The organism is Photobacterium sp. MCCC 1A19761, assembly GCF_037389125.1.
Lineage (GTDB): Bacteria > Pseudomonadota > Gammaproteobacteria > Enterobacterales > Vibrionaceae > Photobacterium.
Map to the genome: position 1 here is coordinate 278,467 of NZ_JAZGTF010000002.1, position 24,856 is coordinate 303,322.

The window sequence follows — 24,856 nt, forward strand, 5'->3', positions numbered from 1 at the left end:
TATCTCACTATTTTGAATAGGGGTTTATAGCCCTGTTACGGGCAATTCTGGTATCTTTAACTCTCTATCTGATGAATTAAGCCGCCATGCACACCAGCCGACTGAAATTTACGTTACGCCGTTATTGGGCCAATGAACGCATTAACTACTGTATTCGGGTTCTGATTGCTTTGATCGGCGTGGCCCTGCCCTGTTGGTATTTTCAGGCCAGTACCGAAGTCACTCCCCTGGTGCTGGGGATCATCGCCGCCGCGCTGGCGGAAACCGACGACAGCCTGCAAGGACGGCTCAAAGCGCTGGCCATGACGCTGATCTGCTTCATGGTGGCTGCATTTTCCATCGAGCTGCTGTTTGATTTCCCCTGGCTGTTTGCGATTGGCCTGTTCTGCTCGACCTTCGGGTTTATCATGCTCGGCGCAATTGGCGCCCGGTACGCCAGTATTGCGTTCGCCTCTCTGCTACTGGCGGTCTATACCATGCTGGGGGCCGCAAACAGTCCTAATCTCTGGTATCAGCCTACGCTGCTGTTAGCCGGGGCATCCTGGTACGGCCTGCTGTCCATCAGTTGGCAACTGTTGTGGCCCAACCATCCGGTACAACAAAGCCTGGCGGCCGTATTCAGTGAGTTCTCCGATTATCTGGAATGCAAAAGTCGCCTGTTCGACCCGGTCAGTAACCTCAATCCCCAGCCGTTGCGGCTGGCTGCGGCAAGCCAGAATGCGCGGGTCGTCACGGCACTGAACAATGCCAAGGCCACCCTGTTGAGCCGGGCCCGGCGGGGCCAGCCTAATCAGCGCGGCGACCGGTTCCTGCAAATCTACTTTCTCGCCCAGGATATTCACGAACGAGCCAGCTCGTCTCACTATCGCTATCAGGATCTGGCAGCAGCCTTCCAGCGCAGCGACGTGCTGTTTCGCTTTCAGCGTCTGCTGACCCATCAGGCGCAAGCCTGCCGGGATATCTCGTACGCGCTGGCAATGGGCAAGCCCTACCGCCACAGCGCCGACAGCGTCAAAGCACTGGATGAATTGCAGGAATCGCTGCTGTATCTGAAAAACCAGCACAATCTTGAATGGCGCTCTCTCCTGACCCAACTGGAATATCTGTTTCAGAACCTGGCCACGGTCGAGCGCCAGCTGTCGAACGTCAGTAACCCGGATGTGGCACAAACCGGCAGCGACACTGAGCTGGCCGATACCGAAGCCCGCAGTATGCAGGATCGCTGGGCACGCTTGAAAAGTCAGCTCAAGCCCGATTCCATGCTGTTTCGCCACGCGATCCGAATGGCCGTGGCCCTGACCATCGGCTACGGCTGTATTCAGGTGCTGGAACTGGAACGGGGCTACTGGATTTTGCTGACGACTCTGTTTGTCTGCCAGCCGAATTATGGCGCGACCCGGCAGAAACTGGTTCAGCGGGTGGTCGGCACGCTGGCCGGACTGCTGATCGGCATGCCGTTGCTGTACCTGTTTCCGGGCCAGGAAGGCCAGCTGGTGCTGATGGTGCTGGCCGGGGTGCTGTTCTTTGCGTTTCGGACCGTACGTTACGATCTGGCGACCGGCTTCATTACCCTGCTGGTGCTGTTCTGCTTTAACCAGCTCGGCGAAGGCTATGCGGTGATCCTGCCGCGCCTGGGCGATACCCTGCTCGGATGCCTGCTGGCCGTTCTGGCCGTCAGCTTTATCCTGCCGGACTGGCAGGCCAAGCGACTGCACAAGGTGATGGCCGCTGCGATCGCCACCAACCGGGATTACCTGGGACAGATTATCGGCCAGTACCGGATCGGTAAGAAAGACAGCCTGAGCTACCGGATCGCCCGGCGCGAAGCCCATAACACCGATGCCCAGCTCAGCACTGCGATCAGCAATATGCTGGCCGAGCCGGGTCGCTACCGCATGGCCACCGAGGAGTGTTTCCGCTTCCTGACCTTAAACCATGCCATGCTGAGTTATATCTCGGCGCTGGGCGCCCATCGCACGCAGCTTAATGATGAGCAAACCCACTCTCTGGTGGCCCAGGCCCACCGGCAAATCCATGGCCACCTCGATTGTCTGGCCGAACAGCTCAGCGGCAACCAGTGTGTCCAGGCCCCGCAATCTGATCTCGAATTGGAGCAGCGCCTGGCCCAATGGCGCGACGAGGACAACACCTCGGTGACAATGGTGTTGCAACAACTCCACCTGATCCAGCGCATGCTGCCGGAGCTGCATTCCCTGGCCAATAAACTGGCCGCCCGCACCCGCAAAGATGCCCAGCCACCGGCCCTCTCCGGCCAACCGGGGCAGGCATAGCTCTCCCCCAACATAGCTTTTCGCCAATTCATCAGGCCCCGAACGTTCGGGGCCTGAGGGTCGTCACAGCGCTATTGCTTCATTCTTCCCCAAACCACGCTTAAGCAGTATTCAGCAAGCGTTGTACCTGCTGCTGGAGCCCAAGCGCAGTGACAACGTCCGGCGCAACCTTGGGGGCGGCAACAATTTCCACTTTGGACCAGAAGCGTCGCGGCAGTTTGCTGAACGCCCGGCCGTAATGATGGCTGAAGAACGAGCCCCAAATCCCCTTGAGCGCCATCGGCACCACCGGAACCGGGTTGCGGCTGATGATCAGCTCAATCCCCTTTTTAAATTCATTCATCTCGCCGGTCCGGGTCAGCTTGCCTTCCGGGAAGATGCACACCAGCTCGCCTTTCTCGAGTGCCTCACTGATGGCCTCAAACGCCTGATGGTAGATTTTAGGCGACTTGCCATGGGCGCAAATCGGAATCGCTTTGATCCATTTGAAGAAGTATTTCACCAGCGGCAGGTTGGCGATGTTTTTATCCATCACAAACCGGACCGGGCGACGGCTAACCCCGGCAATCAGCAGCGCATCAACGTAACTGACATGGTTGCACACCAGTACCGCAGCCCCTTCTTCCGGAATATGTGAGAGTTGGGTATGTTTGACCCGGTACATCACGTGAGTCAGGCTCCAGACCAGAAAACGGAGCAGGAACTCATGCACCTGAGAGAACACGTAGCAGGCAACGGCAATATTGACCACCGCGACCACCAGAAACAGTTGCAGCACCGACAGTCCGAGTCCGTTGATCAACACCACCGAAACCAGTGCGCTCAGGACCATCAGAAGTGCATTCATCACATTATTAGCCGCGATGGTTCGGGCACGGCTGCGAGCATCACTGCGCAGCTGGATCAGAGCATTGAGCGGCACGACATACACACCACCAAATACGCTGACCATCGCCAAATCGAACAACAACCTGAGATTTTCTCCTGCGCTGAGAAACGCCATCACACCAACGTTCTGGGCCGCCACAACCTGTTGTCCGGCAAAATAGAGGTCGATCCCGAAGACACTGATCCCGAGGACGCCGAGCGGGATCAGCCCCAACTCCACCTGTCCGCCAGATAGCTTCTCGCATACCAACGAGCCACAGGCGATCCCGACCGAGAATACCGTCAGCAGTAGCGTCACCAGTTGCGGACTGCCGCCGAGAACATCGCGGGCAAAGTGCGGCAACTGGGTAAGATACGTCGCGCCGATAAACCAGAACCAGCTGATCGCCAGGATCGACAGAAAGACCGTCCGGTTCTGACGCGCCTGACGAATGGTCCGGACCAGCTGGGTCAGCGGGTTCCAGTTCACGGTCAGCAATGGATCGCCGGCTTGCGTGGCCGGTATCGCCCGGCTGCTGAGATAGCCCAGTCCCGCCAGCCCCAGGATCAGCCCCATCACCAGCATCGTGGCTTGCTCGGAGGAGAACAGCAGTCCGGCAACGACCGTCCCGCCAAGAATCGCAACGAAGGTGCCCATCTCAACCATGGCATTGCCACCCACCAGCTCATGCTCGCGCAACTGCTGGGGCATCAGGGAGAATTTGACCGGACCGAACAATGCCGACTGGGCTCCCATCAAAAACAGCACCGCCAGCAAGCCCGGCATGGACTGCAAATACAGCGCCAGCGCCCCCGCGGCCATAATGGCGATTTCGGCTAATTTCAACCGCCGGATCAGGGCTGATTTTTCATACTTGTCAGCCAGCTGACCGCCAATCGGTGAGAGCAGGAAGAAGGGCAAGATAAACAAACCTGCCGCCAAGTTGACCATTGTGACACTAGCTTGCTGGGAATACAGGCCGGAAAACGCAATCATCAACAGTAAAACATTCTTGAACAAATTATCATTAAACGCGCCCAGTGCCTGCGTCAGGAAAAAGGGCAAAAAGCGCCGGGTGGTCATTAATCTGAACTGGTTCATGTGTCGCCTCGCCATCCATTCGAAGTTGATAGACGGTACTCTACGACACAATCGAACACTGTTCAATTAATTATTTCAATCACGAGTCAAAGATAAGGACATATGTCTAGTATAAAAATCCATCAATAGAATCAATTCAGGAAAAATCGCCCACAATATACCCACACCCTATTTTATTCGTCCAAATTTACCGCTAGAATCCAGCCCTTCTTTCTGTAGTTCGAATTTCCCATGATCGATTTTTCCATCTTGCCGGTATACCTGACAGCGGTCATTGCCCTGTTGCTGATCCCCGGCCCTGACATGTTGCTCATCGCCAGCTCAAGCCTGAGCTACGGCAAAAAAGTGGGCGTGTTCGCCAGTTTTGGCAATGCCACCTCCGGGATCATCCTGACCCTGCTGGCCGCACTGGGCGTGTCGGCCCTGATTGCCATGAATCCACTGGCGCTGGAAGTGCTCCGCTTGCTGGGCGGTGCCTACCTGCTGAAGATGGGCTGGGACTGTATGCGCACCCAGCCGGCGGATGCGCCGGATGTTGCGCAGTCTTCCGGCCTGGCAATGACGCTGTACCGCCGGGCCGTGATCAGCAACCTGCTGAATCCGAAAGCACTGATTTTCTTTGTGTTGTTCCTGCCGCAATTCGTCTCGCCACAGATCGGCGCTTCCTCCGGCGAGCAAATGCTGGTGTTGGGTTTACTGCTCAATGTGCTGGGTCTACTGTTTAACCTGTTTTTAGTGACCATGGTCGGCAGCCTGGGCAAACCGCTGCTGAAAAATGAAAAATTCCGCACCAACCAGCACAAGTTCATGGGGCTGATTTTTTTCGTACTGGCGATCTGGCTGCTGGCCTCACAAGTGCCGACGCCCTAGCCCTTCCCGGACTCACATCGCACCAATAAAAAGAGCGCCATCGGCGCTCTTTTGGTTTCTGCTTGTTGCTCAATACTTTATTTATAGAGCAACACCCTATTTATGGATCAACACAATCCGGCTCTCGTAAGGCCGCAGGGTGAACCGGGATACCGGGCGCTGCATCGACACATCCGAATAGTTGCTCAGGACATATTCAGCAGTCGTCAGGTCAATGCTTTCCGGAAGGAGGCACTCAACCGGCTCACCGTAGTAGTTGTTGATGCACAGCAGGATCTGCGTCTCGGATTCCCGCTTGTAACAGAAAATCTGATCATGCTGCGGCATCAGGTCGGTGTAATCGCCGGTTGTGATCACCTCCATCTCTTTGCGCATCGCAATCAGCTGACGGTAGAAATGAAACACCGAATGCTCATCCGCAACCGCCTTCTGGGCGTTAATCACCGGGTAATTGTCCGCTACCGCCAGCCAGGGCTCTCCGGCAGAGAATCCGGCATTACGGCTGTCATCCCACTGCATCGGCGTGCGCGAGTTATCTCGGGATTTCTGCGCCAGGATCGCCAGCATTTCGTGCTCTGACATGCCTTGCTGATTAACCATGATGTCGTACATGTTGATGCTTTCGACATCCCGGTACTGATCGATCGAGTCATAGCCCGGGTTGGTCATGCCGAGCTCTTCCCCCTGGTAGACGTACGGAGTGCCCTGCATCATGTGCATCGAAGCACCCAGCATTTTGGCTGATTCGACTCGGTACTGCTGATCATCGCCCAGGCGGCTGACCACCCGCGGCTGATCATGGTTACACCAGAACAGCGCTCCCCAGCCCTGATCGTGCAACCCCTGTTGCCAGTGGTTCAAAATCGATTTCAGCTGGATGAAATCAAACGGTGCCTTGGTCCACTTGTCGCCGTTCGGATAATCCACTTTCAGGTGATGAAAGTTAAACACCATCGACAGCTCTTTGCCGTCAGGCGCCGAATACTGCTGACAGTGTTCCAGCGTGGTCGATGACATCTCCCCCACCGTCACCGAACCATATTTCCGGAACACCGCTTCGCTGATCTCCTGCAGGTATTCATGCACCCGCGGTCCATCGGTATAGAAACGGCGACCGTCGCCCTGATGATCATCCGGGAAGTCCTGTTGCTTGGAAATCAGATTAATCACATCGAGGCGAAAGCCATCAACCCCTTTTTCCGCCCAGAAGCCGATAATAGCTTTGACTTCTTCCCGGACTTTCGGATTTTCCCAGTTCAGATCCGCCTGCTCTTTGGCAAACAGATGAAGATAATATTGCTCAGTTGCCGGATCCAGCGCCCAGGCTGAGCCGCCGAATTTTGACTGCCAGTTGTTCGGCAGCCCACCGTCGACCGGATCTTTCCAGATATAATAATCCCGGTACGGGCTGTTTTTATCCCCCACCGCGGACTGGAACCAGGCATGCTCGGTGGACGTATGGTTCACCACGATGTCCATCACCACCCGGATCCCGCGCTGATGCGCCTGCGCCAGCAACTGATCAAAATCGGCCATGGTGCCGAAATCCGGATTAATGTCGTAATAGTCAGAAATGTCATAGCCATTATCGATCATCGGTGAGCGGTACACCGGGGTCAGCCAAATCGCATCAACCCCAAGGGTTTTCAGGTAATCCAGCTTCGAGATAATTCCCTGAAGATCACCGGTGCCCTTGTCACCGCTGTCGCAGAAACTTTTGGGATAAATCTGATAAATCGTCGCGGTGCGCCACCATTCCAATTGCTGTTTCATTGTCTCTAGCCTGACGTTGTCTGTTTTATAAGCTCGGCCGCCAGCATGTGGCGGCCAATCTGTGGGAATTATGCAGTTTGCGGCGATTGCTCAAGCTCACCTTTGGCTTGGGCACGCTTGTAGAGCAGCACGGTTAGGGTGAGCGGCACCACCACGGCCACCAACATCGCCAGCAGGTAAACCATCCAGTATTGCGGCTGAATGGAGAGGATCCCCGGCAACCCGCCAACCCCGATACCGTTCGCCATCACACCCACACTGCCACAGATAGCGGCGGCAAGCGCTGAACCAATCATGGCGCTCAGCATCGGGAATTTATACTTCAGGTTAATCCCGTACATCGCCGGCTCCGTGACACCCAGATAGGCTGAAATTGCTGCCGGCACCGAGATTTCGCGTTCATTGTGCTTCTTGCTGATCCAGATGATGCCAACGACAGCCGATGCCTGAGCAATATTCGACAGCGCAATCAGCGGCCAGATTGGCGTGCCGCCCATATCCTGCATCAGCTGCAAGTCAACGGCGTTGGTGGTGTGGTGCACCCCGGTGATCACCAGCGGCGCGTACAGGAAGCCAAACACCATGGCGCCCAGAATCGCAAAGTCACCGGTCATCGCGGCTTTAGCAGCATAACCGACTGCATCACCCAGCATCCGTCCGAACGGGCCGATCAGGGCATGGGCCAGGATCACTGAGAGGATGATAGACACGAACGGGACAATCACCAGGTAGAGATAGTCCGGAATGATCCGCTTGAGGTTAGTCTCAATAAAGGCCAGCGCAATCCCCGCCAGCATTGCCGGGATCACCTGTGCCTGATAACCGACTTTTTCAATCACAAACCAGCCGAAATCCCAGGTTTCAGGAATTTCCTTACCGATCAGATAAGCATTCATCAACTGCGGGGAGACCAGCGTCACCCCGAGCACAATCCCGAGAATCGGCGTCCCGCCCAGTTTCTTCACCGTTGACCAGCACACCCCGACCGGCAGGAAGAAGAAAATCGCTTCACCAATCAGCCACAGGAAAGAATGGACCGTGGCCCAGAACTGACTGATTTCGGTCAGGGTCTGGCCGTCGAACATTCGGATGTCACCGATGACATTACGAAAGCCCAGGATCAGCCCCCCGGTGATAATTGCAGGCAGCAGCGGCACAAAGATTTCTGCAAGGTGGGAGATGCCGCGCTCAAGCAGGTTCATGTTCTGGCGAGCCGCGACTTTCGCTTCTTCCTTGCTGGCTCCTTTGTCTCCGGTAAGCTCTGCCAGCTGCTTGTATACCTGATCAACTTCGGTGCCGATCACCACCTGAAATTGTCCGGCGTTGGTGAAACACCCCTTCACCATAGGGATGTCCTCAATATCCTTTACCTTGGCCTTGTCTGTATCACTCAAGACAAAGCGAAGTCGGGTCAGACAGTGGCTGACGCTGGCGATATTGTCGCCGCCACCGATCAACGCCACCAGGCGCTCGACTTGTTGCCGATCTATCTTACTCATGCCGATGTCCATCTTTTCATTGAAGGGAGGGTCTTATCGTTATCATGAAATGGGAATGTTCCCATTACTTGACCATGATAATGGCAAACCCTGATGGAATTTAAAATGGGAACATTCCCACTCCGTGAATCAGCTCACACTCATTGACGGGGTGAATCTGAAAGTTTACATGGCCGGAAAGGCTTGTTACGAGTGTAGTTGCCGGGTTACAAGCTTGCCTGCTGGGTCAGGTGAGTGATGGCTTGCTCACCGGCAAGCTGGCGAATCAGCAGGGTTGCCGAGGCATGACCGGCCTGATAATAGCCCGGATCAATGCTGAAGGTATTGGGAAAGATGAAAGACAGCAAATCGGTCGCGCCGACACCGGAGACCTGGATATCCGTCCGCCCCAGCTCCTGAAGCCGCTTGGCCACCCCCATCGCCAGGGTATCACTGGCACAAACAATGGCTTCAGTGTCAGGGCCAACCACCCGCTCGGTGAGCTGATAGGCACTCTCATGGCTCAATTGCCCGGTTTGATAGCTAGGCACCAGACCTGCCGCCTCACAGCTGGCAAGATAGGCGTTCAGCCGCATCAGGCCGGTCGTTTTATCCTCAGCCCCCACGCCGATATAGCTGATCTGCCGTTTGCCCTGTTGCAACAGATGGTTCATCGCCAGGGTAATCATGCCGTGATTATCGTAACCCACCGAAGACACTTGATCGGTATCGGTCGCAATGACCACGGCGCGTTGGCCCAGCGCTTCAATCGGGGTCAAATCACAGCCCGAGAACCCGAATACAATCACACCGTCCACCTGGCGCTTTTGCAAAACCGCCAGATGCTCATTGGTCTTCTCGGCGCTGAACTGACTTTCCATAATCACCGCGTCGTATCCGGCCTGATAAATAACTTCCAGGATCCCACGGACCGCCTTGTTTTCTGACGGCGAGTCCAGACGGGAGAGAATAATCCCCACCACTTTGGCACTGCCGCCACGCATCGCCTGCGCCGACTTGGATGGTACGTAGCCCGATTCCCGGATCACCTGCTCGACTTTGCTGCGGGTTTCCGGTTTCACCTTGGGATCATTGGTCAGGACACGGGAGACGGTAGACTTCCCTACCCCGGCCAGTTTGGCAATATCTAAAATTGTGAGCTTTTGCGTCATATCTCGGTACAGGCTGGAACAATCTCCCCTATTGTCACCGTAAGCGTCAGGATTTCAATCCTTTTTCCCGCACAGTCCGACGCAACCCCACGCACAAGCGCCCAATACCGGCCAGAGAAAATCCAGGTTTCCAAGCACCGAATGATGAGAAATACTTACAGTATGCGGACATTTATTGAAGCGGAATCAGATATGTTGCCTTTAGTGCCTGTATTTACTTGAATTTATTCTTTGCAGGCCCCATTTGTATCATCAGGCCGGACAGGGTTTGACTTCAATCCCAGCCCGGTACTCGACAATAACAATAGCAATCATTGCTGAACGTCGTGTGTTGGCCCTTATCTTCTGGATGACCCTTTTCGTGCCAACCTTGATAAAGCATAAGGATGATTATGATTACTCATGTTGGCATTATCGATCAGGATCCGGTACGACTGATCACCCCTTTACTCGACCACGGTGTGCCCGCCGAGCGCATGATATTTATCGGCACCGAGGCTGAGCAGGAACAATACGAACGCCTGGCTTCAATTCTCACACCGCGCAATATCAAAGCCGAATTCTTTACCATTCCCAGCTCCATCAATATCGCCTCGATTCGCCACCGTCTTGATGAACTGGCTGCAACGCTCAAGCAGCAGCAATCCGAGGTCTGGTTCAATGCCAGCTGCGGGCTGCGTCACCGCCTGTTATCGGCATACGAAGTGTTCCGCACCTACCACTGGCCGATTTACGTGATTGAGCCGTTCAGCGATGAAATGTGCTGGCTCTATCCGGCCGATCGCGAGCAACAGCAAGTGGAAGACCGCATCCAACTGGCGGATTACCTGACGATTTTCGGTGCTCGCAGTGAGCTGCCCGAATCCAGTGTGCCGGAAGCCCTGAACGATCAGCTCTGGGAGCTGGGCCAGCGCTGGGCCAGCTCAGCGCTGGAACTCGGCCCGGGCCTGGCAACCCTGAACTACCTGGCTACCACCTGCCGCAAAGAGCAAAAACTGGATGTCGCCCTGAGCGAGAAACAGCAGGGCTATAAAGAGCTGGGGATCTTGCTGAAAGATTTGGACGAAACCGGACTGGCCAGCTACCAAAACGGCATTTTGACCTTCAAGCATGAAGAAGCCCGCCGTTTTGCCAACGGGGAGTGGCTGGAGAATCTGGTGCACAGCACCGTACGGGCCATTCAGAATGAGCTGCCGACGATTCAGGATCACTCCCTCGGTGTTCAGGTCTATCGCCAGATTGGCGATCGCGAAGTGCGCAATGAGCTGGACGTCGCGACCGTGGTGAATAACAAGCTCCACATCATCGAATGTAAAACCAAAGGCATGCGTGATGACGGCGACGATACCCTGTATAAACTGGAATCACTGCGTGACCTGCTCGGCGGCCTGCAAGCCCGCGCCATGCTGGTCAGCTTCCGTCCGCTTCGCCACCATGATTTAGTACGTGCTCAGGATCTGGGACTGGCGATCATCGGCCCAGAACAGCTGGGCGATCTGCAATTGCACCTGCATAACTGGTTTAAAGATGCCGGGGGCCATCGGCATAATATCGCCTGATCGCCCCTCCTTCTGCTTTCTTTCTCACGCCAGGCCGTTTCAACAAGCGGACTGGCGTCTTCTTTCCTTCAAAAAAATATTTCCGACAAAAGCCCAGCACTAAAAACTCCAGCGCAGCTGCCAGTAGAGCAAGGTTGCAGCCGATTGGCCAAACAAGCTATCGGTGCTGCCGTCAAAGCGTTGCAAGACCGTCAACATTTGCCAGTCATCCGCCAGGGAATAAGTATTGCTGACCCCGAGAAAGAACGAGCCGTCGTTATAATAGGTCGCCGATAATCCCACCCGGCTGAGTGCTGACCAGTCAAAATCAAGTCCGGCATAGCTGCCCAGTTCGGTAAAGCTCAGCGTCCGGGCGGTCAGGGGCAAATTCAGAAACAGCACCGCATCTTGCCGCGGCTGCGGCGTGGAGGTATACAACAGCGCGGCCCGGGCCAGCCAGTTGCGGTCGCCCCCGAAACTATAATCGACTTCCGCACTGGCGACTGCCGTCGCCTTCAGGGCGATCCCCCGCCACTGATCCCGGTTCGGCTCAAACCAGGAAACTTCCCCCCGCACCCCAGCCCCGGCGAATTCCCCGGCCAGCCCGGCCCCAATCACCCGATCCAGACCGGATTTCCCAGCCAGCAGCTGATAGTCCCACCCCTGATGATTGAAACCATAACGTCCGGCGAAACTTTCCAGTGCAGAGTCGCGTGCCGGGCTGTGCACCGCTTCCACTGAGCTGGCAAAACCCAATTTCCGGCTAATCCGCACCGCATCCGTGCCGCGGCGCTCTTCATAATCCACATCGTAAATGGAGTAGGCATTAAAAATATCATTGGGATTCCAGACTGTGGCCATGCCCCAATTCACCCGAAATCGCCCGGCTTGAAGTTGCCAGCCCGGCGGCTGCCAGGTCAGATACAAGCGATCGAACTGGCTGGTGCCGACCACGCCGTTTTTCTCAAACCAGTTATGCGTTAAATCCATATAGCCGGCATCGGCCCCCACCAGACGCGCAAACCCCTGCAGTTCGGCACTGTCGCCAAACAATAACCGGTTACGCATCCCGGCATTCAACCGCAGCGCCGACGTAAACCGATATTCCGCATTAAAGCGTTGATGGATCAGGTGATCTAAACCATGATCGGCTGCATCCGGCCAGCTGGCGGTGACCAGATAGGTCACGTAGCCGCCGAAGTCCCAGTTGGTCTCGGGCACCAGACCCGGAATTGAGCTGGGTTCTGAGCCCTGCACTGCGCCCTGTCCCCCGGACAACCCGGGGATCGGCTCGGCATTCAAATCAGAAGCTGGCTCAGATACAGGCGCTGGATTGCTGAACTGTACTGGGTCTTGCACCGAAGCTGCTAGATCTTGCACCGAAGCTGCTAGGTCTTGCGCCGAAGCTGCTGGGTCTTGTGCAGAATCTATTGCGGCCGCAACGTCTGCAATCACCGCGACAGCACCGAACATTCCGAGACGGATCATTGCCCACTTCACTGCTGACGATCCTCCGTCAGGGCCCCGTCCTCAAACACAATCACCCGCCGGGCCCGGGTGATCACCCGGGGATCATGGGTCGAAAATATAAAAGTGGTCCCTTCCCGCTCATTGAGCTGCTGCATGATATCCAGCAACTCCGCCGTACTTTGTGCATCGAGATTGGCGGTCGGCTCATCCGCCATGATAAAGCGCGGGCTCGGGGCCAGCGCCCGCGCCACGGCCACCCGTTGCTGCTGACCGCCGGACAACTTGGCCGGAAATTTATCCTGCTGCGCAGATAACCCGACCTGGCGCAGTAATGCTTCGGCCCGCTGGCGGCACACCTGCTCACTTTGCCCCTGTAACTGCATCACAAACTCAACATTCTCCAGCGCGGTCAGAACCGGCAGCAGGCTGTAGTCCTGAAAAATAAACCCGATATGATCGCGCCGAAAAGCAATTCTGGCTCTGTCCGACAACTGGCAGATATCACAGCCGTCAATCAGCACCGAGCCGGATGTCGGCCGGTCGATCCCGCCCAGCAGGTTAAGCAAGGTCGTTTTCCCTGAGCCCGACGGCCCCATCACGGCCACAAACTCGCCCTGCTCAATGGTGAGATCCAGGCTTTTCACGGCCTGAACCGGGAAATCTGACTCGGGGTTATAGGTTTTACACAATTGTTTGGTTTGGATGGTCATGCTTAATGCTTCTCCGCCATGGCTTCCACCGGTTGTTTTTTCAGGATCTGCCGGGCCGGATACAGCGCCGCCAGCAGGCTGGCCGCCACCACCGTCAGTAAGATCATCTGATAGTCTGACACGCTCACCGCCGGGTAGAGCACGGTATCGACCCCGAAAGCGCCCAGCCCCTCGGCCAACCCGCCCAGCGGCACCCCGGTATATTGCAACAATCGGATCACCGCGAGACTGCTGATCAGACCGGCCACCGCTCCCGCGATGCCAAGCCATCCCGCTTCCATCAGGATCAACAAGAAAATCTGGCGTTTGGGCATCCCCACCGCCATCAGCACTCCGAATTCCCGGGTACGCTCAAACACCGACATCAACATGATATTGACGATGCCAAACCCCAAGGCCACCACGAAAATCGTCAGCATGATGGCGTTACTCACCCCCATCTGGTTAATCATCGTCGCCAACATCGGCTGAACCTGAGTCCAATCCCGAACCCGGTTTTGTGCCGAGCTACTGGCCTGCAAGATCTCGCGAAACGCGAAAGCGTTATTTTCATCGTCCAATAACACGGCCAGCTCATGACTGCCGTTGATGCCAGCGAGCGGCACTAAATCAGTGCGACGGACAAACACGTTGCCTTCATCAAACCCCGAGGCCGGGGTGCGAAACAGTCCGCGGATCCGAAACGCGGCCCCGACCACATCACCCGCCGCATTGGTGAAGGTCAGCACCACTTTCGAGCCCACTTTGACCTTCAAGCGTGTCGCAGTTTTCACCGACATCAGCACCGGGTTGTGTCCCGGCCCGGACAGCCACTGGCCTTCCCGCAAGCTCCCGGCCAGCGGGGTGACCGCCGCTTCTTCCGCCGGGTCAATGCCGTTGATTCGTACCCCCCGGGCACTGCGGGCAGAGGCCACCATCCCGGTCGCGACGAAGCGTGCCGACCAGGCTTTCACCTGCGGGGAACGTTTCAAGGTTGCAATCAGCGTCTCCGGATGATCCAGCACCGAACGGATATCCGGGTTGGTCAGGTAGTCACGGTGGTGAACCTGAAGGTGGCTGGTCTGCCAGGCAATCGCATTGTCGATCATGCTGCGATACATCCCGGTCGTCAGTCCCATCATGGTGACCGCGCTCATCAGGCCAAACACCATGGCGGTCAGCATGATCCCGGTCCGCAGCCGGTTGCGCCACAGGTTACGCCAGGCCAGTTTAGCCAGCATGGCCACCTCCTTTCAGCGCGCTGACGACATCCAGCCGATACACCCGCCACATCGGGTACAGCAGGCACAGCAACAACAAGCCCAACATGATAAGGATTTGATCGCCCATCAGCTCGGGGGACAGCAACACCGGCATCACCGGATCCCAACCCATTTCCAGGATCATTTCAGCGGTTTCACCGGTCAGCTCGATCGGATCGAAGTAGAGCCAGATCAGGATCGGGATCACCACCACCAGCCCGAGCACAGTTCCCATTCCTGCAATCAGCACGGACTCAATGGAAATCAGGCACAACAACTTGCGCCGCAACAGACCGGTTGCCAACATCACCCCAAACTCCCGCTGGCGCTCCAGGGTCATCATCAACAAGGTCGCAAACAGGCCAAAACCCACCACCCCGTACAGCAGGTACATCATGATGATGCCGCCGGCTTTATCCATCACGATTTGCTGGGCCATCTCCGGCGACAGATCCTGCCAATCACGCACCCGTGCTCGGCCGTGATAGCTTTCCGACAACTCGGCCACGGTCTGCGGCAGCCTGTCCAGATGGCGGGTGTGCAGCACCCAGGCAGTCACTTGCGGCCCGGTGCCGTACAAGGTCTGCGCCAATGCCAGCGGCATGTACACCAGCTGGTTATCGAGCTGAGGCATGGGAAATTTCAGGATCCCTTTCACCGGATACAGACCGGCTGCTGTCTGGCCATGATAGCCCTGACCATAGAGAATGATCTCATCACCCACCTTGAGGTTGAGAAAACGTGCCAGCCCTTCCCCGATCAGCACCTGCTGATCATCAGCGTTCAGGAACGCCCCGTTTTTGACCCGCGCCGCGATGCCCGAATAGCCAGCTTCCTGCTCGGGAAGCACCCCCATCACCATCACGCCTTTCGACTTATTTCCGGCAGCAGCCAGGGCAAACGACTCAATTCGGGGCAAATAAAGGGCGATATTGGCGTGGGTGGCCAGCGGCTCGGTAAAGGCGGGATCGGCCGGGAGCAAATCATCAATACTCTGGCTGTCACGAAATTCAGGATTTTGGAGCTGGATCAGCCCGGTATAAAACCGGGCAGCATTCTCGATATTATTGGCATAACTGCCCTCCTGGAGGCTGCGCATGAACAGCGACAGGGCCAGCGTCAGCGCCAAAGCCGAAGCGGTCAGCAGGGTCCGCCTCTTCTGTCGCCATAAATTTCGCCAAGCCAGTTTCACTAACATACCGACTCCCGGTGCGGCTAATCGCGCAGCGCTTTCATCTGGCTGATGGAAAAGAAACTGTCTTTGATCGCAAAGTTAAATTGCGCCTGGTGGGTCACGATCTCAGTTTTATTGCCGGGCTTATCAACCGGTAGCATTTCCAGTCGAGTCGCCAACTGGCGGCCGCCGAGCATTTTCACATCATAGGTTTTCATGATGTTGACCAGTTCATCAAACTCATCATAGAACTCGACTTGGCGCTCCAGATAGGTGCTCTTTGAAATCCACATCCGCACCTTATTCCACACCACCGGTGCATTCGGTTTGGCATAGGCATCGATCACCCAGCAGGGATCGCCGTCAAAGACTTCGGTGCCGACTATATCGTGGCGATAGTCCACCACAATCGAGGACTGATTGATCAAATCATCATTGGTGAAGTCCGAGCCCATCCAGGACTGGCTGAGCATCGACGGCGCAATTTTCACCACCCGCTCAATGCTCGGAACCCAACTCCACATTTCCCGCTGGCGCTTGAGCGACGCACTGCCTTTCTCTTTTGCCGGTGCCGTGACCAACACCATCGACAGATCCCGCCCCTTGGTCCAGGCTTTCATTCGCATTGTCCGGGTCCAGCTCGGACGAATGATCCGCATTGTTGCTTCGCTGTAACTGGAATCTCCGCGCAGTTGCAAGTCGGCCTTGCGGACGATTTCCGCCGCGCTTTCAGCATGCAGCCAGCCGGAAAACAGCACGGCAACCCCTATCCACAACAACGTCAGTACGCGCATCGTGACCCCCAGTTTCAGCTCGGATACCTATGATATTGACACAACAACCGTTCTTCTTGATCAAATCCCCGTCACGAAACAGAGAAAGTCAGCCATGTGGGACATGCGCTCGGGCGGACGTAAAACGAAATGAAATGAAACGAAGTGAATTATGAAACCGAGAAGAAGTGACAATCCCCCGGGCCAATGGCACCGGGGGACCACGCACGGATCAGTGCAGCAGGAAATTGGATTAATTGCCCCAGATTGCACCGACAAACTCAGGGTGATCGATGAACGGGTTCCGGTTGCCCTGGAACTCAAACACTGCCTGGTTGCGGTCGATCTCTTTCTGGCTGACCGGATCATTCTGGTGCCAGCGTTTCAGCATATTCAGCATCCAGGGTTCAAACACCGTGGTATTGGTGCCATCCAGAACAGCATCGGCATTGGTGGTGTTGCCCTCCCAGGACGCAATTTCATTTTCGTAGCGGGTCGCCATATAGAAATAGGCCCGGGCAAAGTCCCCTTTGAAAGCGTCCAGGGGCTCAAACACCGTTCCGGTATAACCCAGACCGGATTCGGCCATGCCCAGTTTCGAGCCATTGCCCGAAGTATAGGTCGCGCTGCCCACTTCCCCGAACGGCCAATTGCTGCGCTTGGCGTTGACATAACCATCGGTGGCAAAGATATGGTGACCATCTGAATTCATCGGCTCGACTTGACCACCGAACCAGCTTTTCGGGAACGAATGCTCCCGGTTGTAGCAATCCCCTTCACCACTGTACTGACCACACTGGTCGGTCACTTTGGTGAAGTTCACCGCATCGCTCGACGCAGGCTGCTCCGAATACATGTCGAGGACTGAACCGTCGTTTTCGTAGTAGTGGTCCAAATCGGCCACCTTGACCAGATCCCAGATCGCCGAATAGCCGCGGCTGCTGTGATGATTGATGATGTTATATAAGGCTGTTTTCAGCGCAAAACCGGTTTTGCCAGCTGCGGACTGGTAGTATTCGTCCACGTCTGAAGGCGGCGGCGGGGTTTCAGTGTCGCCCAGTGTAAAAGGAAACGCCTGGCTGTGCTGGAATTGACCGCCGGAAGCAAGCGTTTGACCGTCGGCCGCCAGCACAAAGGAGCCGTTTCCGGCACTACAGCAGAGGCCATCCCCGTACGAATCGTTGATCGTGAAGGTGTAATCCCCATCGGCCAGACACATTTCCCGGGTGTTTGTGGTCTCGTTGGCGTAGCCGCCACCCTCAAACAGCACGGCGCCGCCGACATTGGCCAGGCTCCAGCTGGTTTCAGAAGCATACTGATCGGTCACCAAAGTCAGCGTTGCGATCGTGTCAATGCAGGCAGGTGCCGGCGGCTCACTCGTGTCTGTCGGCTGGAAGTGATCGACATAAACGACTTCGGAACCGTCAAAACCAGACTCATCGTAGAATCGCAGCCCCACCTGAATATCTTTCGTCGTTGTGGCGATATAGGTATAACTGATCGTCTGCCACTGGTTAGTCTGTAGCGGGTTCGAATATCCCTGATAGCCATCAACCACCAGGCGGGCTTTCACATGCCCCTCAGTATGATAGAGCGACACGGTAAACGGATAGGTTTGGCCCTGCTCGACATGTACCGTCTGCAGCAGGTCGGTATTGCCCTGAGTCCCGGTATTCACCGTGACCTGTGCGGCCAGCCCGCCCTGCATCACCGGTGCCGACACTGGGGAGAGCGTAACGCCGCTATCAATCACACTCCAGCCAGCAGGCTCATTACCATTCCATTGTTCGAAATCGCCATTGGCAACCTGGGCCCAGCCGCTCTGTGAGACCAGCAACGCTGCCGCGGTGAGAGTCATTACTCTAATATCCATATAACCTTCTGTTTACTGATGAAAAAGTCAGCTAAGGGTAATGAGTAATGAATCATTAAAAGTTATCGGTGATCACATCCTCATGTTGCAAACGAATTCATTGTGTTAACTTTTTGCTGCATATCACACAGTTTGAACGTCAGTATCAAGAGACAACACAAAGATAGCTTCATCGGTTGAAGTCAACCTTTCCCATCCATCACGGTGCCGCCGGCATAAAAAAACCGATGCCGCAGCATCGGTTTTGGTGAAGCACAACGGCTGATCCCAGACCAGCCCGGCTTGGATTATTCTGCCAGCATGCGGCGTGCCGCTTCAACCACCACTTTGATTGAGCGTGCTTCGGTCTCTTTCAGTGTCGCGTGATCCGGGGTCTCTTTCTGAGTCCGGTTGATGATGACGCCGGCAACACAGCCTGCGCGCAGACCAGAGCTGGCACACATGGTCAGCAGGGTAGCTGATTCCATTTCAAAGTTCAGCACACCCATTTGCTGCCACTCTTCCATCGAGCCCTGGAAACGACGCACCACACGACCGGTGTAAGTGTCGTAACGCTCCTGGCCTGGGTAGAAGGTATCGGATGAAGCCGTCACACCGGTGTGAACCGTTGCGCCGTCGGCATCACAGGCTGCCTTCATTGCTGTCGCGACAGCGAAGTCCGCAACCGCCGGGAATTCCATCGGTGCAAAGTGCAGGCTGGCACCGTCCAGACGGACAGAGCCGGTGGTCACGATCATGTCACCAACATTGATGTGCGGCTGAATCGCACCAGTCGTGCCGACACGCAGGAACGTACGAACACCCAATTGCGCCAGCTCTTCAACCGCAATCGACGTTGACGGACCACCGATGCCGGTTGAACAAACCACCACTGGCTTGCCGTCCAGCTTGGCACGGTACACGGTGTACTCACGTGAGCTTGCCAGGAACTCAGGGTTATCCATCAGGTTGGCAATTTTTTCAACACGGGCTGGATCACCCGGAATAATCGCCAGCTCAGCGCCGTTAAGATCGGCTTTATTAACACCCAAATGGAACACTGCGTTGTCAGACATAATTTTATCCTTTTTATACCATGCCGCTTGTTAGGGACGATGAGGTCTGCGGCTATTGATTGGAAATCAAAATGTTTTGAGCGTACTGTCCGGCAAAACAGCACGCTCAAAACACCTGATAACGATAGCTGATAGCGCAAGAAGTTTTAGTGATTCACATCACATGAATTGAAATACAAAAAATGAAACGTTACAAAATTAAGTGACAAACGTCACAAATAAACGTTTGCTTTTGCCCTTCTTCACACTTTTTCCTCAAAATATAGCGCGCTGCGTAGGCGTCATCCCGGAAAGTCCTGGCTCCCTTGAAACCCTGTTCCCTTGAAAGCCCTGGTTCCCTAGAAAACATTGCCCCCTTGAAAAACCAGTCCCCTGAAAACATTACCCATCTGAAAAACCCGTCACCTTGAAAAGAATGCCCCTGAAAACACTGTGCCCCGGAAATCCGGGGCACAGGTTTGATCGGCTAGCGTTCATACCGGGGTTTAAACCGCAGCAGACGCAAGGCATTCAGGGTGACCAGCGCGGTGGCGCCGCTATCTGCCAGAACCGCAACCCACAAGCCGGTAAAGCCCAGTAAGGTGGTGACCAGAAACAGCGCCTTCAGGCCGAGGGCCAAGCCAATGTTCTGACGGATATTGGCCAACGTCGCACGTGAGAGGGCAATCATGGCGGGCAGCTCAGCCACCCGATCATGGGTCAATGCAGCGTCGGCCGTTTCCAGTGCGACATCGGTTCCCCCACCCATTGCGATCCCAATCGCGGCAGTTTTCATCGCCGGAGCATCGTTAATACCATCCCCAACCATCGCCACCTTGGCGTGCTGGTTGGCCAGTTCCACTTCACGGACTTTATCTGCCGGTAAGAGTCCGGCGCGGTAATCAATTTTGATTTCGCCGGCAATTGCTGCGGCGGCCCGGGGGTTGTCACCGGTCAGCATCACGGAACGGATCCCCATCGCATGCAGTTGCTGAACCGCCTGTGGTGTTTCCTCGCGCAGGTTGTCCCGCCAGGCAATCAGACCCACCGGCTCACGATTACGAATCGCCACCACCAACGTCTTGCCTTGCGCCTCCAGGGCCTCGGCTTCAGCCTGCTGAGCCGCGGTCAGCAGAATCTCTTCCGGCAGACGGTCTGCGGCGACCAGCAGCAGAGAATCACCGTCAACGACCCCCATGATCCCGCGTCCGGGTAATGCTTCCCGGTGTTCAGCGTGCGGGACAGGCAGCCCGCGCGATGCCGCAGCTTTGACCACGGCCTGTGCCAGCGGGTGCATGGAGCCGTCTTCGACCGCTGCCGCTTGTTGCAACAGACGTGCTTCATCACCGTCCCAGCTGACCAGATCGGTCATCACAGGTTTGCCCTGCGTCAAGGTGCCGGTTTTATCAAAGGCCACCAGGTCAATTCGTCCCAGTTGCTCCAGGGCCGCACCGCCTTTAATCAGCGCCCCGCGTCGAGCCGCCGCTGCCAGGCCAGAGGTGATCGCCGCCGGAATTGAAATCACCAGGGCACACGGGCAGGCAATCAGCAACAGAGTGAGCCCTTTATACAGCCAGGCTTCCCAGGACTGGGCAAAGAACACCGGCGGGATCACGATCACCAGCGCCGCCAGGGCAATCATCGCCGGGGTATACCAGCGGCTGAAACGGTCGATAAAGCGCTCCAGCGGCGCTTTGCGCGACTCGGCATCTTCAATCAGATGCAAGATCCGATCGATGGCATTTTCCCCCTGGGCGGACACAATTTTCAGCCGGACCACCTTATCGGCAACCAAAGAGCCGGCCATCACCGACTCGCCCGGTAACCGCTCGACCGGCACGGACTCACCGGTCAAGGCACTTTCATCAAAGCTGGCGCTGATATCCATCAGCTCGCCGTCTGCTGGCAGTCGCCCGCCCGGAGCCACTTCAATCACATCGCCCGGGGCCAGGGCCTCTGCGGCAACTTTAACTTTGGTGCCGTCAGGGCGAACCAAGGTCGCTTGCTCCGGCACCAGATCCATCAGCGCCTTCACGCCGCTCCGGGCCCGGGCAGAAGCATACCCTTCCAGCTGTTCACCCAGCAGGAACAGCAAGAGCACCATCGCGGCTTCTGCCGTTTCCCCGAGATACAACGCCCCGATCGCTGCCACACTCATCAGGGTTTCGATTGAAAACGGCGAGCCGCCTTTGGCCAGAGCCACAGCCTTGCGGACAATCGGGATCAGGCCCAGGATCGTGGTCGCGGTAAATGCCGCCAACCCGAAGGTCTCCGACACCAGGCTGATCAGAAACGAGACCAACATCATGACGGCGATGGAAAGAATGGCGGCATTACGACGCCAGAAGCCTTGCGGAGCAGGCTCGGACGATTGCTGCGTAGAGGTCAACGGAAATCCGGTGTCACTGGCTTTGCTTTCAATCACCGTTGCCAGCACCTGATCGCCGCAGCTCACCATCAGCTTCTCAGTCGCAAACATCACTTTGACGGTATACACGCCCTCAATCGCCGAAATCGCTTTCTCCAGCTTTCCGGCACAGCTCGGGCAATCCATATTCTGGATTTTCCAGCTCAGGGTGTGGCTGTCTGCTGACGCTTCGAACAAGACATCCTGTTCGCGCGCTTCGGTCTTGTGCGAACTGCAACATGTGGCCGCAGGTTCACTGCTGTTGGTATTAGTGCTGCTGTTAGTATTGGTACTGCTGTTAGTATTGGTACAGCTGCTAGTACTAGTGCTGCAGCAATCGGCACCCGGGTGTTCTTGCGGGTGTTCTTGCGGTTGCTCATGCGGATCTGATGAGTGATGTGCGTGATCAGATTCAGACCGGGAATCCAGAACTCCCGGCGACAGCATCAACGCCGCAGGCTGAAGTGGATTAGCAGACGGGTGAATGGCAGAAATTCGGGGCCGCGCGGCAGGCTCTTCATCGCCGCCGGAATCACTCCCCGACGCCTCGCTGCTCTGGCCGGCAGACACCGTCTGCACTGATGCAGATGCACAACAGCCTTGTGGGTCTCGTCCGGCCTCAACGCGGACCGAACCAGTCTGAGCCCCTGTTGGCTTGACGGTATGAATATGGGATTTCTTGTTGTTACACTGAGCACACATGGCACACTCCTCAGGTTGGTTTGTAGGATGAATATCCTAACTATAAACCTTGGAGCTGAGTCTAAGGTCAAGCCATGTCATGAAAAATGTTTCTTATTATCTTCCCCGCGCTCACCATTCCCGGAAAAACTGCAACAAACCGCTCCCAAAGCCAACTTTCAGCGACGTGGGTGTCCATCCATCGAAACGACCTTCAATCGAGACGGCCTACAATCAAAATAACCTGCAATCGAAACGGCCAGCCTTAGCGTTCAGGTAAACCGGTCAAGTCTTGCTGTCCGGCGGACTCCTCCGGCTGCTGCTGTTCACGGTCCCGCTTGTCATGCAGCGCTTTAATGAGCTGACGATCGCGCTCTGCAAAATACAGATCTTCCTCGGCTTTCCCTCTCAGGCGCATGTGCTCCAGGAAATCAACCATGATATTTGCCTCACACCAACCTATTCACCTTAATCATAGTTGATGCGTGGCAGGCAGCTCGCCGAGAGTCGGCAACCTTTGATATCGCGCAAATCGCCGTTCAACCACCCAGAGCCACACGCACAGCCATTTCTGATACCGCGAGTCGCTTCCTAACGCAGACGCCGGAAAACCACACTATTATCCAGCACATCGGCCCACGCCTGATAATCCAAGCCGCTGTCGAAAATATATTCCGTGATTAAGCTTCTGACGGTGGTCAGCAGCGCTTCCGCCGTCCATGGTTTCTCGAAGTAGCTCTCGATACGGGCCCGATTGATAGCTTCAATCGTATCCTGGTGGGTTGCCTGACCGGTCAGCAGAACCTTCTTGGTTTGGGTAAAGCGCTGATCTTGAGACACCCGACTCAGCAGTTCGACACCGGTCATGCCGGGCATCACGTGGTCTGAAATGACCACCGCGATAAACTCCCCTTCGGCATCCAGCTCGTCCATCAGCTCCAACGCTTCGTCAGCCGACTCGCAGTCTTCAACCTGAAAATAATCATTGAGCGGCGCCAGATCTTTCAGCACCGCACTCAGCACTTCCCGCTGATCATCCACACAAATGATATTTAACTTTTCCATCAGCTTTCCCTTAAGCAATTGGTAAATGAATTCGAAACTGCGTGCGATCCGGATTGCTCCGAAGCGAAATCGAGCCGCCGTAGCTGTGGACAATCCGCTGCACGATCGACAGCCCCAGCCCGAGCCCGAATGACAAGCCGCCTTTTTTGGTGGTGAAATTCGGGTGAAACACCTTGTGACGAATCGCTTCGTCGATCATCGGACCGTTATTGCTAATGATGACGCTGATCCGACGTCGCGAACTGCGCGTCACAATCTCCAGCTCCGGTGCCTGGGTCTCAGCCATGGCGTCACAGGCATTTTTGATGATGTTGACCCAAATCTGCACCAGCTCGGTGGTACTGGCGGTCAGGGACGGTAACTCGGCAGGTTGCAGTACCACATTCACCCGGCGCAGATTACTTTGCAGCAACGATAAGGACTTGTGCAGCGTGTCGTTCACATCCACGCCCGGCTGCCGGGTTTGATCGACACCGCCCAGTTGCTTCACCGAGCGGACAATGCCTGCTGCATGCCGGGCGGCGAGGCGCATGTCATGCAGATCGCGCCCCATCTCCCAGTACGCCAGCGCATCCTCTAAGTTTGCCAGCCATGCAGGCGGCACCTCCCCCTCCGGCACCGCCCGGGCCAGTTGCCGGGCCGGCTCGCGTGCTAAGCCATACGTTTGCTGTAATGCCCGGGCCCGCTGACGAACCTGCGACGATGTCGTCGCCTGACCCTCGTCGATCCCGCTGATCAGGAACGGGCAGAGCTCAGGCTGGTGCTGCGCCAGGTACTGGCGTACCGCTGCCTCCACCCCTTCCGTTTTGCTGCTCAGCACACCGATAGCATTATTCAGCTCATGGGCAATTCCCGCCGCCAGCTGACCCAATGTGGTCATCTGCTCTGCGGCATACAGTTTCTGCAAGGCTTTCTCTTTGGCGATCGCCTGCTGACCCGCCAGTACTTGCCGCTTCGCCAGCTCATGCACCATCACCGGCATAAACTGCTCGGTCAATGACCCGAATTGCGCGGCATCCACCGCCGTAGTGGTGCTGTCAATCCAGGCCAGTTCACTGTCTTCCTCGGCAATCACGGTGGTCGAAGCCACCAGCGTTCTGGAAAAGAAACTGTGAACGCCGAAAAACATCCCGGGATCGACCCGGAAAATCCTCGCCGTCTGTTCGCCGCTTTCATTGTGCATGTAACCGGCCAGCTTGCCGGATTTCACCCAGTACAGCCGGTCGTTATAGCCATCCTGGCGCAGCACCTGGGTGCCGGATTTCACCACCAGGGTTCTTGCCGGGTCGCCAAAGTACACTTCAATAATGCGTTGCAGGGCCATGGGTTGTTGCATG

Annotated in this window: 18 protein-coding genes; 3 read left to right on the forward strand and 15 right to left on the reverse strand. The window is 56.1% G+C overall.

What is annotated here, in order from left to right; translation table 11 throughout:
• Positions 1–86: 86 nt before the first annotated feature.
• Entirely contained in the window at positions 87–2,291 is a 2,205-nt protein-coding gene (yccS, locus tag VV869_RS03945; protein ID WP_337733680.1) for a YccS family putative transporter, read from the forward strand.
• A 100-nt stretch (positions 2,292–2,391) separates the two neighbouring features.
• On the opposite strand, the gene VV869_RS03950 is transcribed toward yccS, so the two are convergent.
• Positions 2,392–4,260 (reverse strand): MFS transporter, encoded by a 1,869-nt coding sequence (locus tag VV869_RS03950; protein ID WP_337733681.1) that lies wholly within the window; start codon positions 4,258–4,260, stop codon positions 2,392–2,394.
• Between the two features lie 231 nt (positions 4,261–4,491).
• Here VV869_RS03950 and VV869_RS03955 point away from each other — a divergent pair, with 231 nt between their 5' ends.
• A complete protein-coding gene (locus VV869_RS03955) occupies positions 4,492–5,130 on the forward strand; it encodes a LysE family translocator (RefSeq protein ID WP_337733682.1) in 639 nt (212 codons plus the stop codon).
• Between the two features lie 96 nt (positions 5,131–5,226).
• On the opposite strand, the gene treC is transcribed toward VV869_RS03955, so the two are convergent.
• The 3 genes from treC to treR all read right to left on the reverse strand — a co-directional run bounded on the left by treC (position 5,227) and on the right by treR (position 9,553).
• On the reverse strand, positions 5,227–6,903 hold the full coding sequence (gene treC / locus VV869_RS03960) for an alpha,alpha-phosphotrehalase (protein ID WP_337733683.1): 1,677 nt from the start codon (positions 6,901–6,903) through the stop codon (positions 5,227–5,229).
• Positions 6,904–6,971: 68 nt separating this feature from the next.
• Positions 6,972–8,402, reverse strand: a complete 1,431-nt coding sequence (gene treB / locus VV869_RS03965; protein WP_337733684.1) for a PTS trehalose transporter subunit IIBC — start codon at positions 8,400–8,402, stop codon at positions 6,972–6,974.
• 206 nt (positions 8,403–8,608) lie between these two features.
• Entirely contained in the window at positions 8,609–9,553 is a 945-nt protein-coding gene (gene treR / locus VV869_RS03970) for a trehalose operon repressor TreR (RefSeq protein ID WP_337733685.1), read from the reverse strand.
• Positions 9,554–9,945: 392 nt separating this feature from the next.
• Between treR and VV869_RS03975 the strand changes: the two genes are divergently transcribed.
• Positions 9,946–11,112: a Card1-like endonuclease domain-containing protein gene (locus tag VV869_RS03975; protein ID WP_337733686.1), complete on the forward strand. Its 1,167-nt coding sequence runs from the start codon at positions 9,946–9,948 to the stop codon at positions 11,110–11,112.
• Positions 11,113–11,211: 99 nt separating this feature from the next.
• Here the strand turns inward: VV869_RS03975 and VV869_RS03980 are convergent, their stop codons facing one another.
• The 11 genes from VV869_RS03980 to VV869_RS04030 form a co-directional block, all read right to left on the reverse strand.
• A complete protein-coding gene (locus VV869_RS03980; protein WP_337733687.1) occupies positions 11,212–12,579 on the reverse strand; it encodes a hypothetical protein in 1,368 nt (455 codons plus the stop codon).
• Positions 12,580–12,587: 8 nt separating this feature from the next.
• Complete coding sequence (locus VV869_RS03985; RefSeq protein ID WP_337733688.1) at positions 12,588–13,271, reverse strand: ABC transporter ATP-binding protein; 684 nt, start codon at positions 13,269–13,271, stop codon at positions 12,588–12,590.
• A gap of 2 nt (positions 13,272–13,273) precedes the next feature.
• On the reverse strand, positions 13,274–14,491 hold the full coding sequence (locus tag VV869_RS03990) for an ABC transporter permease (protein ID WP_337733689.1): 1,218 nt from the start codon (positions 14,489–14,491) through the stop codon (positions 13,274–13,276).
• Positions 14,481–15,710, reverse strand: coding sequence for an ABC transporter permease (locus tag VV869_RS03995; RefSeq protein WP_337733690.1), 1,230 nt, complete (start codon positions 15,708–15,710; stop codon positions 14,481–14,483). The genes VV869_RS03990 and VV869_RS03995 overlap by 11 nt, the downstream gene beginning before the upstream one ends.
• A gap of 17 nt (positions 15,711–15,727) precedes the next feature.
• Positions 15,728–16,480: an outer membrane lipoprotein-sorting protein gene (locus VV869_RS04000; RefSeq protein WP_337733691.1), complete on the reverse strand. Its 753-nt coding sequence runs from the start codon at positions 16,478–16,480 to the stop codon at positions 15,728–15,730.
• 232 nt (positions 16,481–16,712) lie between these two features.
• On the reverse strand, positions 16,713–18,332 hold the full coding sequence (locus VV869_RS04005) for an endonuclease (RefSeq protein ID WP_337733692.1): 1,620 nt from the start codon (positions 18,330–18,332) through the stop codon (positions 16,713–16,715).
• 287 nt (positions 18,333–18,619) lie between these two features.
• On the reverse strand, positions 18,620–19,387 hold the full coding sequence (gene udp, locus VV869_RS04010) for a uridine phosphorylase (protein ID WP_337733693.1): 768 nt from the start codon (positions 19,385–19,387) through the stop codon (positions 18,620–18,622).
• A 466-nt stretch (positions 19,388–19,853) separates the two neighbouring features.
• Positions 19,854–22,475, reverse strand: a complete 2,622-nt coding sequence (locus tag VV869_RS04015; RefSeq protein WP_337733694.1) for a zinc/cadmium/mercury/lead-transporting ATPase — start codon at positions 22,473–22,475, stop codon at positions 19,854–19,856.
• A 244-nt stretch (positions 22,476–22,719) separates the two neighbouring features.
• Positions 22,720–22,893: a hypothetical protein gene (locus VV869_RS04020; protein ID WP_337733695.1), complete on the reverse strand. Its 174-nt coding sequence runs from the start codon at positions 22,891–22,893 to the stop codon at positions 22,720–22,722.
• A gap of 152 nt (positions 22,894–23,045) precedes the next feature.
• Positions 23,046–23,519: a response regulator gene (locus tag VV869_RS04025; RefSeq protein ID WP_337733696.1), complete on the reverse strand. Its 474-nt coding sequence runs from the start codon at positions 23,517–23,519 to the stop codon at positions 23,046–23,048.
• 10 nt (positions 23,520–23,529) lie between these two features.
• Entirely contained in the window at positions 23,530–24,855 is a 1,326-nt protein-coding gene (locus VV869_RS04030) for an ATP-binding protein (RefSeq protein ID WP_337733697.1), read from the reverse strand.
• Position 24,856 lies beyond the last annotated feature (1 nt).

Excerpts from the sequence above, each read along its gene's own strand:
- yccS (WP_337733680.1), top strand. The coding sequence starts at position 87 with ATGCACACCAGCCGACTGAAATTTACGTTACGCCGTTATTGGGCCAAT.
- VV869_RS03950 (WP_337733681.1), bottom strand. The coding sequence starts at position 4,260 with ATGAACCAGTTCAGATTAATGACCACCCGGCGCTTTTTGCCCTTTTTC.
- VV869_RS03955 (WP_337733682.1), top strand. The coding sequence starts at position 4,492 with ATGATCGATTTTTCCATCTTGCCGGTATACCTGACAGCGGTCATTGCC.
- treC (WP_337733683.1), bottom strand. The coding sequence starts at position 6,903 with ATGAAACAGCAATTGGAATGGTGGCGCACCGCGACGATTTATCAGATT.
- treB (WP_337733684.1), bottom strand. The coding sequence starts at position 8,402 with ATGAGTAAGATAGATCGGCAACAAGTCGAGCGCCTGGTGGCGTTGATC.
- treR (WP_337733685.1), bottom strand. The coding sequence starts at position 9,553 with ATGACGCAAAAGCTCACAATTTTAGATATTGCCAAACTGGCCGGGGTA.
- VV869_RS03975 (WP_337733686.1), top strand. The coding sequence starts at position 9,946 with ATGATTACTCATGTTGGCATTATCGATCAGGATCCGGTACGACTGATC.
- VV869_RS03980 (WP_337733687.1), bottom strand. The coding sequence starts at position 12,579 with ATGATCCGTCTCGGAATGTTCGGTGCTGTCGCGGTGATTGCAGACGTT.
- VV869_RS03985 (WP_337733688.1), bottom strand. The coding sequence starts at position 13,271 with ATGACCATCCAAACCAAACAATTGTGTAAAACCTATAACCCCGAGTCA.
- VV869_RS03990 (WP_337733689.1), bottom strand. The coding sequence starts at position 14,491 with ATGCTGGCTAAACTGGCCTGGCGTAACCTGTGGCGCAACCGGCTGCGG.
- VV869_RS03995 (WP_337733690.1), bottom strand. The coding sequence starts at position 15,710 with ATGTTAGTGAAACTGGCTTGGCGAAATTTATGGCGACAGAAGAGGCGG.
- VV869_RS04000 (WP_337733691.1), bottom strand. The coding sequence starts at position 16,480 with ATGCGCGTACTGACGTTGTTGTGGATAGGGGTTGCCGTGCTGTTTTCC.
- VV869_RS04005 (WP_337733692.1), bottom strand. The coding sequence starts at position 18,332 with ATGGATATTAGAGTAATGACTCTCACCGCGGCAGCGTTGCTGGTCTCA.
- udp (WP_337733693.1), bottom strand. The coding sequence starts at position 19,387 with ATGTCTGACAACGCAGTGTTCCATTTGGGTGTTAATAAAGCCGATCTT.
- VV869_RS04015 (WP_337733694.1), bottom strand. The coding sequence starts at position 22,475 with ATGTGTGCTCAGTGTAACAACAAGAAATCCCATATTCATACCGTCAAG.
- VV869_RS04020 (WP_337733695.1), bottom strand. The coding sequence starts at position 22,893 with ATGGTTGATTTCCTGGAGCACATGCGCCTGAGAGGGAAAGCCGAGGAA.
- VV869_RS04025 (WP_337733696.1), bottom strand. The coding sequence starts at position 23,519 with ATGGAAAAGTTAAATATCATTTGTGTGGATGATCAGCGGGAAGTGCTG.
- VV869_RS04030 (WP_337733697.1), bottom strand. The coding sequence starts at position 24,855 with ATGCAACAACCCATGGCCCTGCAACGCATTATTGAAGTGTACTTTGGC.